Source organism: Candidatus Limnocylindrales bacterium, assembly GCA_035626395.1.
Classification (GTDB): Bacteria; Desulfobacterota; Binatia; order UBA1149; family CAITLU01; genus DASPNH01.
Genome location: DASPNR010000011.1, coordinates 54,741 through 68,710 on the forward strand (window position 1 = coordinate 54,741; position 13,970 = coordinate 68,710).

At 68.3% G+C, this 13,970-nt stretch carries 9 protein-coding genes; 6 read left to right on the forward strand and 3 right to left on the reverse strand.

Translation table 11 applies throughout. The annotated features are described in order from the left end of the window. Positions 1-2: 2 nt before the first annotated feature. Positions 3-1,598, reverse strand: a complete 1,596-nt coding sequence (locus VEC57_06160; protein ID HYB98703.1) for a right-handed parallel beta-helix repeat-containing protein — start codon at positions 1,596-1,598, stop codon at positions 3-5. 141 nt (positions 1,599-1,739) lie between these two features. Between VEC57_06160 and VEC57_06165 the strand changes: the two genes are divergently transcribed. Beyond that, positions 1,740-3,638 carry a polysaccharide deacetylase family protein gene (locus VEC57_06165; GenBank protein HYB98704.1) on the forward strand — a complete coding sequence of 633 codons (1,899 nt, stop codon included), beginning with the start codon at positions 1,740-1,742 and terminating at the stop codon, positions 3,636-3,638. A 9-nt stretch (positions 3,639-3,647) separates the two neighbouring features. On the opposite strand, the gene VEC57_06170 is transcribed toward VEC57_06165, so the two are convergent. Further along, the gene (locus VEC57_06170) at positions 3,648-4,814 is read right to left on the reverse strand and encodes a dockerin type I domain-containing protein (protein ID HYB98705.1); all 1,167 of its coding nucleotides are present in this window, start codon (positions 4,812-4,814) and stop codon (positions 3,648-3,650) included. Positions 4,815-4,983: 169 nt separating this feature from the next. On the opposite strand from VEC57_06170, the gene VEC57_06175 reads away from it, so the two are divergent. Further along, entirely contained in the window at positions 4,984-6,318 is a 1,335-nt protein-coding gene (locus tag VEC57_06175; protein ID HYB98706.1) for a POT family MFS transporter, read from the forward strand. 12 nt (positions 6,319-6,330) lie between these two features. Here the strand turns inward: VEC57_06175 and VEC57_06180 are convergent, their stop codons facing one another. Further along, the gene (locus VEC57_06180) at positions 6,331-6,978 is read right to left on the reverse strand and encodes a glutathione S-transferase family protein (protein HYB98707.1); all 648 of its coding nucleotides are present in this window, start codon (positions 6,976-6,978) and stop codon (positions 6,331-6,333) included. 183 nt (positions 6,979-7,161) lie between these two features. Between VEC57_06180 and VEC57_06185 the strand changes: the two genes are divergently transcribed. The 4 genes from VEC57_06185 to VEC57_06200 all read left to right on the forward strand — a co-directional run bounded on the left by VEC57_06185 (position 7,162) and on the right by VEC57_06200 (position 13,970). Next, complete coding sequence (locus tag VEC57_06185; GenBank protein ID HYB98708.1) at positions 7,162-9,984, forward strand: hypothetical protein; 2,823 nt, start codon at positions 7,162-7,164, stop codon at positions 9,982-9,984. An 88-nt stretch (positions 9,985-10,072) separates the two neighbouring features. Continuing rightward, positions 10,073-11,584: a hypothetical protein gene (locus VEC57_06190; protein HYB98709.1), complete on the forward strand. Its 1,512-nt coding sequence runs from the start codon at positions 10,073-10,075 to the stop codon at positions 11,582-11,584. 14 nt (positions 11,585-11,598) lie between these two features. Beyond that, a complete protein-coding gene (locus VEC57_06195) occupies positions 11,599-13,104 on the forward strand; it encodes a tetratricopeptide repeat protein (protein ID HYB98710.1) in 1,506 nt (501 codons plus the stop codon). Further along, positions 13,104-13,970, forward strand: coding sequence for a FecR family protein (locus tag VEC57_06200; GenBank protein HYB98711.1), 867 nt, complete (start codon positions 13,104-13,106; stop codon positions 13,968-13,970). Before VEC57_06195 ends, VEC57_06200 begins: the two co-directional genes overlap by 1 nt.

Genomic DNA, 13,970 nt, shown 5'->3' on the forward strand with positions numbered 1-13,970 from the left:
ATCTACATGCACGGCACGTCCGGGTCGTTGCCGCTGGACGTGCAGGTACTCGACGCGCTGATCTCGATGGTGCCGTCGACGTTGAAATCGTTGTTGAGCGCGGTGGTGTTCTGGAACGACCGCATCGCTGCGGCGTCGGCCTTGATGGAGTTCTCCGACACGTCCGTACTGCCGTTGAACCCGCTCTCGGCCACGAAACCGAGAACGCCGCCCGCCTTGATCTTGTTGCCGCTGAACGTGACGCTGCCACCGTTGGGGGCGGTGACGTCACCCAACTTCGCGCCAATCTTCGAATCCGTCACCGTCATCGTGCTCGACCCCGTGAACAACACCCCGTTGCCGAGCTTGGCCGTGAACTTGGACCCCGACACCGTGGCAGCGGAGCTGCCGGTGACGGTGATTCGTCCTTCGTCGGCCTTGAACTTGGAATCGGTGATCGTGCGCGTTCCGCCCGGGCCGATGATGATGGCATCGCCGTCGGCATCGAACGTATCCGACTGCAGCTGGCTGTCGGCGATCGTGACGGTGCCGGAGCCGCCCACGCGAATGCTGCCGCCGCGCGCCCGGATCTTGGCATTGGTCAGCTGCACGCTGGACGGGCCGATCGCCACGCCCTCGCCCGCATAGTTGACGCCCGCAGCGTCGATCTTGCAGTCCGTGCACGTCCAGGTGCCGTTGCCGCCGATGTGCACCGATCCCTGGTCCGCAACGAAGGAAACGTTGGTTCCGGTGACGCCTTCGGGGGCCATCGACAATGCCGACTCGTGCGGGTTGGCGCCACCGGCGCCACCGGCATGAAAGTCGACGTCCTCGAGCGTGAACTGGCAGTTGCCGCCGAGGCCGATCGTGCCGTTCAGCGCCGACAGCGTCGTCCGGCGAATTTCGCTGTCGACGGGAGGGAACGTCGACGGGCCCAGGTTCATCGAGCCGTTGAAGCTCGAAGCTTCCGAGGACATCGTCACGAGCGCCGAGTCGTGAATGATGTGCGCCGCGCCGGCCAGCGTCAGCCGCCCTTCGCTGAACAGCGTGCTCGAGTAGATGCCGATCGGAGCGCCGCCGCTGGTGCCGGGTGCGATTCTGAGTTGACCGCCGCTGGTCAGCTTGCTGTCGGTGACGGTCCACGGGCCGGTCGAGCCGCCGAGTGTGACATCACCGGGCGCCGTCACGCTGCTTCCCTCGATGACTGCGCCGTTGCGCGGAGGCAGTCGGATGAAGCTCGTTTCGGAGGTCAGCTTGCTGCCCACGATGCTGAGGAGACCCAACGAATCCAGCGTGATCGAGCCGCCGGCGGTTATGCGGCTGCCATCGATGGTGAACGTGGTCGCGTCTCCGCTGACATAGAGATCTCCGCTGATCGTCAGCTTGACGTCCTGGAAGGCGAGCGAGAAGCCGCTGATGCCGTAGGTGCAGCTGCCTTCGACAGTGGCCTTGCCGCTGACGACCGTGTCTTCGGCGATGAAGATCGGGCCGGGACACCCGCCAAAGAATTCCTGCGCTGGCACCTCGGCCGCTTGCGCGTGGCCGTGGGTGGCGGCGGCAAGGCAGGCAACGGCGACCGCCCTGCGGCAGGTGGATACAAAGATATGCGGCAGTTTCATCGACTTCTCCCTCTTACAATCGCATGTACCCGGAGGCGGCATGAGCGTGCCGCTCCAAATGCCCGCCAGCGCGGGCTAGTGTCGAGCAGGGGTCCCCCTCCGAAGCGAGCCGCATCTGACGTGAGCGATCGTCTTAAGTCAATGATTTCAGGCGCAGTCGTTGCGTTGATGCTCCTGCTGGCAGCAGTGCCCATGGCGGCCGCGGGCGGCGGCAGCGCCGGTCCGGTCATCGTCACCTTCAATCTGGAGACCGATGACGACGCGCTGGCGGTGCGAAGCTTTCCGAGCGACCTTCCCGCCACCTACTTCGTCACCGGCGCCTTCGCCGAACGACACGAGGCGCTGGTGCGAAGGCTGGCCGCCAACAACACGCTCGGCTCGCTGTCCTACTCGCACCCGGACCTGACGACGCTCGATCCCGGAGCGCTGCATCGCGAGCTCCAGCTCGGTCGCCTCGTGCTCGAGAAGATCGCAGGCTCCCCCATCGAGTGGTTCCGCGCGCCGTTCCTCTCCTACGACGATGCGGTGGTGAGGGCCGCCGTCAAGGTCGGTTTCCGGTACGACAGCTCCGACCAGGAACGGTGGTCGCGCCAGCTCTCGATGCTCGAGCTGCCGCTTTCCAACGAGGACGGCAGCGAGCGCCTCGCCTCCGACTACGACCTCTTCGAACGCGCAGGCATGACCGAAGCGCAGGCCCTGGCGTGGCTGCAGCGACGCTTCGACGAGCGCGCCGCGCGCAGACGGCCGCTGGTCGTGATGTTCCGCCCTCGCCTGCTGGCTCAGCGGCAAAGCCTGCTGCCCGACTTCCTGGATCTGGTGCGCCAGCGCGGCGGCGAGCTGATGACGGCGCAGCAGTACGTCGATCGCGTCCTGGATGCGGCGCCGTCGCGCTCGGGCGTGTGGGTGGACTTCAGCCAGGGCAGTCACGACATCCCGCAGCTGGTCGAGGATGTCGTGGCCGCGGGCATGACCGACGTCTTCGTGCAGGCCAAGGACCCCGAAGGCAATCGCTATTACGCCAACCCTTCCGACGGCGGGCCGGTGCGCAGCGATGTCTTCTCGAGTGCCGTGGCAGCGCTCAAGGCCCGCGGCATTCGCGTGCACGCGTGGCTGGTGGCCTGCCGGGATCCGCACGTCGCACAGGCCCACCCCGATCTGGCGATGACTGGCATCGACGGGACCGCCTCGAAGGACTGGCTGTCGCCGGCCAACATCCGGGCGCGCGCCGCGATCCTGCGCAGCGTCGGCGACATCCTCGAACGCTATCCCGTCGACGGCATCCACCTCGACTACCTGCGCTATCCCGACTTCGACCACGACTTCTCCGCGGCCAACGTGGCCGCCTTTCGCCAGTCGCAGGCCATCGACGAGATGCCGCTGCGCGAGATGTTCGACCGCTATTACAACGCCTGGACGCGCTGGCGCAGCGAGCACATCCGGCAGGTCGCCGAGGACGTCGCCGACCTGGTGCGCGCGCGCCGCGGGCGCGACGTCGAGATGTCGGCTGCGCTGTATGCGGACGCCGCCACCTCCTATCGCGTCATGGAGAAGACGGGCCAGGACTACGCGGCGCTGGCGGCGCATCTCGATACCGTCATTCCGATGGCCTACGTGCAGGAGCAGAAGCGCACCATCGACTGGATCGAGAAGGTCGCGCTGGCCACGCGTTACCGCACCGGCAATCGCGAGGTGCTGGCGGGGCTGGAGGCGTTTCAGCGGCCCGGGCAGATCTCCTACACGCCCGAGCTGTTCGGCCAGACGGTGGCGGCGGCGCAGCGCGGCTACGACGGCCGCGTCTTCTACGCGTACTCCTACCTGTTCGGCCGCGGCAAGAGCGGCTTCAACCTGCCCGAAGGCAGCCTCGCCCAACTCCCGCCGCTGGCAACGGGCAGGGAGCGGCCACGCGGCCGGGCGACGGCGGCGCAGCGGTTCTGGCTCGTCTATCCGGTACTCGGTGCGATCTTTCTGACGGCCGCCTACCTTGCCTCGCGCGGCCGCGCCCGGCGCCTGGCGGCGCAGCGAACGTCGCGCGAGCGGTAGCAGGAGCGATCAGACAGGGCAGAGCATCGCGATGTCGGTGCCGACCGCCTTCTTCAGCACGCGCAGCGCGTCACTGGCGGTGAGCGCGCCGCTGCCGTCGGCATCGCAGCGTGCAAGCGCGCATTGCCCCACGCCGATCGCCGCGCGCAATACGATGAGCGCGTCCGATGCCTTCACGTCACCGTCGTCGTTGGCGTCGCCGCAGACGATGGCGGGCGTCTCGGTGGTCGTGGTCGTGCTGGTGGCCGTGGTGCTGGTGCCCTCGGTCAGCGTCGCGGGGCCGATGGCGAGAATGCGGTGACCGGGAAGATCGGTGCCGAAGAGGTCGCCGGGCGTTGCCGGGTCTTCGCCTGCCGGTGGCGCGATCGGCAGGATGCCGCGCGGGCCGGAGACATTGACATAGAGCGTGCCGTCTTCGCCGAACACGCAGTCGTGCGGATCCTGCAGCGCCTGGGCGTACACCTCGACGTCGTCCTGTGCCGGATCGTATCGCAAGACGACGTCATCGAAGTGATCGACGATGTAGAGCAGGTCGTCCTCCCCCCAGCACAGGCCGCGGGGATGGTTGAGCATGTCTTCGGCCTTCTGCGTCTTGTGTACGAGCACGGTCTCTTCGAACACGCCGGTCGTCCCGAACCGATGCACCCACGCGGCGCTCGGACCGGTGTCGCTGACGTAGAGCTTGCCCGCGTCGTCGAACGCCAGTCCGAACGGGAAGTTCAGCGAGATGCCGGTGGTGTAGACGCCCTCCGCCATCCCGGTGGCGCCGTCGAAACGGTACACGCCGGCAGGATTGCCGATGGCCGTGACGACGAAGAGGTCGCCGCCGGGGCCGAATGCCATCTTCTCGGGCGCCTGCAGTCCCGTGTCGGCCTTGAACGTGCCGACGAGCTCGCCGGCGGCGGTGAGCTCGACGATATCGGCCTTGTTGAAGCTCACCCCGCGGTCGACGACGAAGAGACGGCCGTCGGGACCTACGGTGACGGAGCCGGCGGCGCCGAGCTCGGCCTCGCCGATCAGGCGGGTGGCCTGCGCGGGACGCGTGGTCGTGTCGTAGGCGCGAACGAGGTTGAAGTCGTTGATGTACACCGTTTCAGCGCCGGCGGGCGGCGCGGCGGCGGCAATGAGGGCGGCCGCTAGCGGCACGATCGGGCGGCCAAGCTTGCATACCAGCATCGTGGTCCTGTTGGGCCGCCGGTTGCGGCTTCAGCCGTGTACAGCCTGGCACCCAGCCGTCCAAGGCGCAGGCTGTGCGACCATCGCCACCGCGCCGGGCCGGATTGCCACGAGCGACCGCGGCGGCTAACGCTGGGCCCGGCCTCGTCACCGGCGACGCCGCCACCGCATGCCGCAACAGCCCTACCGCACCGCGCCCTCCCCTTCACCCGACATGCCCGGCGGCGTTCCCTACATCGTCGCCAACGAGGCCGCCGAGCGTTTCAGCTACTACGGCATGCGCGGGATCCTGGTCGTCTTCATGACGCACCACCTGCTCGACCGCAGCGGTCAGGCGGCGCCGATGACCGACGCCGAGGCGCGCGAGTGGTTCCACGTCTTCGCCGCGTCCGTCTACTTCTTCCCCTTGCTGGGCGCCCTGCTGTCGGACTACGTGCTCGGCAAGTACCGCACGATCCTGTCCCTGTCCGTCGTCTATTGCCTCGGCCATCTGGCGCTGGCGCTCGACGACACGCGGCTCGGTCTTGCCGTCGGCCTGGCCCTGATCGCGATCGGCTCGGGCGGCATCAAGCCGTGCGTGTCCGCGCACGTCGGCGATCAGTTCGGACAAGGCAACGCACACCTGCTGCCCCGGGTCTTCGGGTGGTTCTATCTGGCAATCAATCTGGGCGCGTTCGTGTCCAGCCTGCTGACGCCCTACCTGCTGGAGACGGCAGGTCCGCACGTGGCCTTCGGCGTTCCGGGCCTTCTCATGCTGATCGCGACGTGGGTGTTCTGGCTGGGGCGCCACAAATTCGTGCACGTCCCGCCGGGCGGCGCCCGCTTCATCGACGAGCTCCGCAATCCGGCGGCGCGCCGCACGCTGGCGCGGCTTTGCGGCATCTACGTCTTCGTCGCGGTGTTCTGGGCGCTCTACGACCAGACGGCCTCGGCCTGGGTGCAGCAGGCCGAGCACATGAACCGCGACTTCCTCGGCATCACCTGGCTGCCGGCGCAGATCCAGGCCATCAACCCGCTGCTCATCCTGACGCTGGTGCCGGTGTTCTCGTACGCGATCTACCCGGCGCTCGAGCGCGTGACGCGGCTGACGGCGATCCGCAAGATCGCCATCGGCCTGTTCCTCACCGTACCCGCATTCCTGATCCCGGCCTGGGTGGAGCTTCGCATCGAGGCGGGGCTGTCGCCTTCGATCGGCTGGCAGCTGTTCGCCTATGTCGTCATCACGGCGGCCGAGGTGCTGGTGTCGATCACCTGCCTCGAGTTCTCGTACACGCAGGCGCCGCGAACGCTGAAGTCGCTGGTGATGTCGCTGTACTTCCTGTCGGTGACGGCCGGCAACCTGCTGACGTCGCTCGTCAACGTCCTGATCCAGGACGACCAGGGCGTTTCGCGCATCAGCGGGGTGCAGTACTACCTGCTGTTCGCCGGCTTCATGACGATCGCGGCCATCGCCTTCACCATCCTCATGCGCAACTACCGCGAAACGATCGTGCTGCAGGATTGAGAGCGGTCCCGATCACGGCGCGGCGACGCCGTACTCGGCCAGGAACGCGCGCATCGGATCGACGACGGCTGCAACGGCCGGGCGCGCGGCCATGCGGCTCTTCCATGCCAGCAGTCGCGCATGCTCCTCGCCGGGCGGCTGTCCAAGAAACCCGGCGAAGAACTGCGCCATGTAGAACGCGATGTCGGCATAGGTGAAGGCGCCGGCAAGATAGTCGCCGCGCTCCAAGCGCGCGTCCATCTGCGCGTAGTAGTCTTGAATGGCAGCGATGGCGCCATTGACGACGTCGTCGCTGGCGTTGCCGCGCAGGTGCGGCATCAGAAGGATGACGTTGGGAAAGAACACCTCGTCGGATTTCAGCTCGAGCAGCCGCGCGCGCGCACGCTCGCGCTTGTCGGACGGCCACAGCGGCGGGCTCGGCTGGATGTCCTCGAGGTACTCGAAGATCTGAGTGGAATCGAAAAGCTCCAGATCGCCGTCGATCAGCACCGGCACCTGCTTCTTGGCATTGATGCGCGCGACCTCCGGATGCTTGGGCTCGTAGAAGGTGGCCAGGGAGAAGGGCACGAACTCGCGGTCGCATGGCACGCCTTTTTCCTTGAACGCGATCTCGGCCTTGGCGCCGAACATGCTGAGCGGACCCGAATAGAGCTTGATCATGGCGCAACCTCCTGTGGCCTCTCCCTTGTAGGGTCCGCTCGCGCATTTCCTAGAGCCATTTCCGGCGCGGCACCTGAGTCCAATGGCTGCATCCCAGCGGGAAATCTGCTCACACCCTACTGGCTGACGTCACGGCTTCCGGCTTACATACGGGCGGGGACGGGCGGCAAGGAGACTTGCGCCGTGGCCGTCCTTCGTCCTGCGTTCCTTCCCGTCCTCTTCGTCGCGCTGCTCGAACCCCTGGCCGCATCGGCACAAACCATCACGGGCCTGACCATGACGGCCAATGGCTCGGGCTGCGCCGACAGCCTGCAGACCGGCGACCCCCGCACGCAGCGCCTGACGTCGGCCGACATTCTCGCTTCGGAGCCTGGCTCCTTTCGCACCCGCTTTGCGGCCGTGGCGGCCGCCGACGACGAGGGCACCGCCGCGGCGCAGATCACGTGCCAGGTCGACTACACCATCGAGTTCGCCGTCACCGCCCCTGCGGCCTACGTCCTGGAGATCGACACCGCGCTGCGCGGTGCGCTCACGCTCGTCGATGACGGCGGCGGCGTGGCCGGCGCAGACATCGGGTCGGTGGTCGGCACCTACGACGGCGGCACGCTGGTGCGCGGCACGCTCGACCTGACCGATCCCGGCGACCTCATGAGCGCTGGCGGCGGCAATCACGGCTTCGCCAGGATCTCCAATCGCTTCTCTCTTCCGCGCATCCAGGGTCGCAGCGATGGCGTGCCGCGGACGCACACGCTGACGTTCCGGTTCGAGATGAGCTGCTCGAGCGATCCGGACGGCAACGGCGCGGGCGACGAATGCGCGGTGCGCCTGGGCGAGCGCGCCAGCTTCGTGCGCGAATCGGCCAGCGACTATCCAGGCCCCGACGCGCGCCATGTTGAAGAGGACGGCCACATCGTCAGCGTCACGCTGCTGCCGGCGCCCGACAACGACGAGTGCACGGCGCCGCGCATGGTCACCACGACGCCGTTCTTCGAGGCGCTCGACACGCGCGGCGCCACCGGTAATGCGGCCGATCCTCTGCAGACGTGCTCGGGCGCGCCGCAGTCTTCGCCGCGCCAGAACTCCAACACCGTCTGGTATGCGATGACCGCGCCGGGCGATGGCGAAATCATCGTCGACACCCAGGGCAGCGACTACGACACCGTGCTGACCGGCAATCGCGGGACGTGCGGATCGCTGACGCAGCAGGGCTGCAGCGACGACGACCAGATCGGCGAGCGCACCTCGCGGATCGACATCGTGGTCTCCAAGGGCACGACGTATCTGTTCGACGTCTCCGACTACGCCAGCCCCGCCGGCGGCGAACTGCACATCTCCATCGTCTACGATGCCGATTGCGGCAACGGCTACGACGACGACGGCGAGCAGTGCGACGACGGTGCCGCCAACGGCACGCCCGGCTCCACGTGCACCGCGGACTGTACGGTCCGGCCGCCGCTCGGCGTGTGCGGAAACGGCACCGTCGATGGCGGCGAGCAGTGCGATCAGGGCAGCGAGAACGGCAACGCCGGTTCCTGCTGCACCGCCGAGTGCACGGTGCGCCCGGCCGTGACGCCGTGCCGCGCTTCGGCCGGCCCGTGCGATCCTGCCGAAGTCTGCGACGGCGCCAGCGGCGTCTGCCCGGCCGACGCCAAGAGCACGTCCGTTTGCCGGAAAGCGGCCGGCGCCTGCGACGTCGCCGAAGTGTGCGACGGCGCCGGCAACGCCTGCCCCGCCAACGCGCGTGCGATGCCGGGCGCCGTATGCCGCGCGGCCACCGAAGCATGCGACCTGCCCGAGGTGTGCTCGGGTCTGGGCGATTCCTGTCCCGCCGACTCTTTCGCGGCCGCCGGCACGCCGTGCCGCGCCGACGGCGGCACCTGCGACGTCGCCGAAAGCTGCACCGGCAGCGACGCGCGTTGCCCGGCCGATGCCAAGCTGGCCATCTCCTGCCGCGCCAGCGCCGGCGTCTGCGATCAGGAGGATTTCTGCGACGGCGTCGGCGACGAATGCCCGGCCGACGAAAAGAGGATGCACGTCTGCCGCGCCAGCGCCGGTGCCTGCGACATCGAAGAGAGCTGCGACGGCAGCGGCAACGAATGTCCAGTCGACGCCAAGAGCACGCAGGTCTGCCGGCCGGCCGATGGTGCATGCGACGTAGCCGAATCGTGCGACGGGACGGCGGAGGCATGCCCAGCCGATGCGGTCGCGCCCGCGGGCACGCCATGCCGCGGCGCCGGCACCTGCGACGTTGCCGAGACCTGCACCGGCTCGACGCGCCAGTGTCCCGCCGACGGCCTCGCCGACGACGGCGCGCCGTGCGACGACGGCGATCGGTGCACCGGCGACGACGTCTGCACCAGCGGGCAGTGCAGCGGATCGAGCGTGTGCGGGAACGGAGACCTCGACGGTGGATGCGCCGAGGAGTGCGACGACGGCAACGCGCGCGACGGCGACGGCTGCTCGTCCATCTGCACGCTCGAGCCGTGCGCGGCCTCGCCGGTCGAGAGCTGTGCCCTACCGTTCGGGGCGGGAAAGAGCAGGCTGACGCTGACGTCGGCGCAGGCGGGAAGCGGCGCCAAGCTGTCGTGGAAGTGGAGCGCCGGCCAAGCCATCGCCGTCGAAGATCTCGGCGATCCCGCTTCCTCGACGGCTTACGCGCTGTGCATATACGACGCCGCCGAAGCCCTGGTCTCGACCGCGCTGGCGCCGGCGGGCGGCACCTGTGGCGGCGTCGACTGCTGGCGGATGTCCGCGAGCACGCTTCGCTACTACGATCGCGAGCTGACGCCGGGCGGCCTGCGCAAGCTGACGCTGAAGGCGGGCGAGGACGCTCAGGCGCGAATGGTCGTCAGCGGCGAGGGCGACAACCTGGCTCTGCCGGATCTGCCGGTGAACGCGTTTCCGCTGACGGTGCAGCTCCAGAGCAGCGACGGTCCGTGCTGGGAAGCCGTCTTCGGGTGGGCGCGCAGGAACGACTCGGTGCGGCTGCAGGCCGTCTCCGACTGAACCACCGCCGGCTGCCTTGTAAGCGGTGAGCCCTCCTCGTATAGCTCGCCGGCAGCCGGCATCGCAGCGACGGAGGCTTCTTCGCCGAATGATCGGTCCTCGAACAGCCCTGGCGGCCCTGCTCGTACTCCCGCTCGCATCGTGCGGCGGAGGCGGCGGCAGTGGCGGCACCGTCGATTCCGCCGTTCAACTCAGCTTCCGCGTCCTGTGGGAGAGCGACGACCCCGATGCGGCAACGCACGCGACCGGCGCACGTGCCGGTGAAGGAAGCGCGGCCTCTTTCGGTCCGGAAATCCCGCCTTCGGTGAGCGCGGTCCGCTTCCTCTTCGCATCGCGATCGGACGACGAATTCGAACCGTGCTGCGTGGCCGTTGTGCGCGGAAGCGAAGCGTTCGAGAACCGCCGCATCCAGCTCGCCGACGTTCCTGCCGGAGAGGCCACTCTGCGAGTAGACGGCTTCCCGGCCACCTTCGCTCCCGCCGACGGCGCCCTGCGCACCTGCCCGACACGCGACAACCAGGGGCAGGCGTGCCAGGCCACCGGCGACATCGGCCCCAGCTTCTCTTCCGACCCGCTCGAGCTCGACCTGTTCCCGAACGAGGTGAACCAGGTAAGCGTGCAGGTCTTCTCGGTGCCGTTCCTGGTGTCCTCCGATCCAGCCGAAGGCGAGAGCGCCGACGAGGCGCGACCGACCGTCGAGGTGGTGATCGGCGATGCCGTGCACGACGTCGTCGATCCGCGCGTTCGCATCGACGACACGGGCACCACCGTCATCGACAGCACGCCATGCGACGACGACGGCGGTCCGCAGGTTCCCGACTGCAGCCCGGGCGGCGTCCTCGACGTCATGGGCGTGATCCTGCGCGTGCGGGCGGACGAGATCATCGACGAGGGCCCGGCGCAGGTGCAGGTGACCGCGCGCAACGACGCGACGCCGCCGCGCAGCATGGACGAGCGTTTCCTGATCGACGTGCCGCCACCGGCGGACACGACGACGACGTCGACCACCACCACGTCGACTTCGAGCACCACGACCAGCACGACGACGTCGACCAGCACCACCACGTCCACGTCCACGACTTCGACGACGTCATCGACCACCACGACGACGTCGAGCACCACGACGACGACATTGCCCGCTCCCACGACGACCATCGCGACGACGACGACGACCATCGGCACCACCACGACGCTGGCACCGACGACGACCATCAGCACGACGACGACCACGCTGCCGCTGCTGTGCGTCACGTTCCGCGTGCCCGACGACATCGACCTGACCGGTGTGGCTTTCGAGGTCGATTACACCGCGGCCGGCGGCGAGTTCGTCGGCAGCGCAAGCGCCGTCGACTGCGTCAGCGAGGTACCTGGCGCCGTGGCGGTGTTCAACGACGACGACGCGGCGCGGATGCTGCAGATCGGCATGGCGCGAGCCAACGCGTTCGACGCCCCGACCGAGCTGGCCACCTGCGCCTTCTCGGCCGAGACCACTCCGACCGGCACCGATTTCGTGATCACGGTCATCGAAGCGACTTCCGGAGACCTCATGCCCGCGGACATCGATGTCGTCGCCGACGTCGAGACGTGCGCGCAGAACTGACGATGGAGGCGCGCATGACACGGATCACGTTGCCGATCACGTGGCTCGCCGTCGCCGCGGCTGCCGCGCTCGTGCTGCTCGCTGCCCGGCCTGCAGTCGCCGTCGACAGCGCGCGCTGCGAGCGGCTCTACACCAAGGGCCTTGCCGAGCTGCACGCCGACCGCGTGCCGCAGGCGATCGCGCTCATGGAGGAGGCGGTCGAGGCGGATCCTTCCGACCTGCACGCGCGTTACTACCGCGCCGTGTCCTATGGACGCGCGGCACGCTTCGAGGAAGCGGTCGCCGACCTGAGGCTGGTGGTGGCGGGCAACGCCGCGATCGAGAATGCGGATCTCGAGCTCGGCTATGCCCTGTTCAAGCTCGGACGGCACGAGGAGGCGGCGGCGCCGCTCCAGCGTGCACGCCTCCACCCGGTCACCGCCGAGCGCGCGGCGGTGCTGTACGGCATGAACGAGCTGCGGCGCGGCCGCCACGCCGAGGCGCGCCAGGGACTGTCGGCCGCCGAGGCCTCGCCGACGGCGCGCTACTACCGCGGCCTGGCGGCTTATCGCGCCGGCGACAAGGCGGCGGCCGAAGCCGACTTCGCCTACGTGGTCCAGAACGCGCCGGATTCGGAGATCGGGCGCCAGGCGCGCGTGTTCCTGGAGCAGATCGGCGAGACCGATGCCGTCGTCTTCCGCCTGCACGGCGGAGCGGCGATGGAATACGACAGCAACGTGGCCCTGGCCCCCGACGACGACTTCATCGCCTCGCTGTACGGCGTCAGCGACGAGGACGACTTCCGTACCGTCATCACCGCCGGGGCGGCCTATTCGCCGTACGTCACCTCGCGCACGCATCTGTCGTTCGCGTACGACTTCCTGCAGAGCCTGCACTTCGACCTGGACGAGTTCGACGTGCAGACGCACAAGGCGCAGGGCCAGCTGGCGCTGTTTCGCGGGCCGGCCACCATCGGTCTCACCGGGCAGTACGAGTTCTCGCTCCTGGATTTCGAAAGCCTCGCGCACGGTATCACGGCCTTCCCCTGGATACGCTTCGAGGAGGAAGGCCTGGGCCGCACCGAGCTCTACTACCGAATGCGCTACCGCGACTTCGTGCACGACGACTTCGATCCGCTGCGCGACAACGTCAACCACGCCCCCGGCATCCGTCAGATCCTCGACCTGGGCGCGCCGGGGCGCGTGCTGATGTTCGGCTACCGTTTCGACTTCGAAGACGCCACGGCCGGCATCGGCCGCCGCTTCGAGTACCTGGGGCATCAGGTCGAAGCCGGCGTGGAATGGCCGCTGACCGACGCGATGACCGCGTCGGCGATGTACGCGTTCAAGGTCAAGGATTACGACGATGCCAGCCGCGGCCGCGACGACGAGGAGCACCACGTCATCACGCGCGTGGAGCATCGCCTCAACCGCTTCCTGTGGCTGGCCGGCTCCTACGTCTTCCGCGGCAACTACTCGGACAAGGCCAACTTCGAGTACTACCGGCACATCGTGTCGCTCGGCCTGGAGGCGCGATACTGATGCTCAACGCAGTCGTGGCAGCCGCCGTCTTTGTCGCATGCAGCTACGCCGTGCCGGCTCTGGCGCAGGATGCGGGCCAGGTCGTCAGCATGGAAGGCACTGTGGAGATCGGGCGCGACAACGCTTTTACGGCAGCGACGGTGGGCAGCCGCGTTCGCGTCGGCGACACGATTCGCACGGGGAACCCCGGCCGCGCTCGCATCCTGTTCCAGGACGACTCGGTGCTGAACGTCGGCGACGACACCGTGCTGGCGATCGACGAATCCGTGTTCAACCCGGACGAAGGAACGATCAGCTCGGTCATCCGGCTGTTCCAGGGCAAGGTGCGCGCCCTCGTCAGCGACTACTACGGCGAGTCGGCCGCCTCCTATCGCATCGCCACGCCGACGTCGGTGTCCGGAGTTCGCGGCACCGAGTTCATCGTCGCGCACGACGTGGGCACCGAGACCTCGCAGGTGCTGGGCCTCGGCGGCCGTGTGGCCGTGCACAGCGTGATGGACCTGGTGCGGCGCGGTGTGATCATCCGGCCGCGCGAGATCACCTTCATCGCCAGAGGACAGTTCCCGACACCGCCGCGACAGATCGAGGTCAGCGACGACATCTACCGTGCGCTGGTCTCGGGCGTGGAGTTCCCAGGCTCGGGCGTGCCCGAAGGCAATGCGGACAAGGATCCGATCGTGGGCGGCAAGGAGGTTCCGGTGCAGGATCAGCCGGGCAATGTGCCGGTGGGCGTCGAGTCGCCCGACAAGGGCCAGAAGCCGATCTCGGACATCCCACCCGAGGAGCCCGGCAAGACCGGCGGCGACATGGTCGGCGAGCCCGTTCCAGTGATCACCGGCCCCACCGATCTGGACATCGAATTCTGA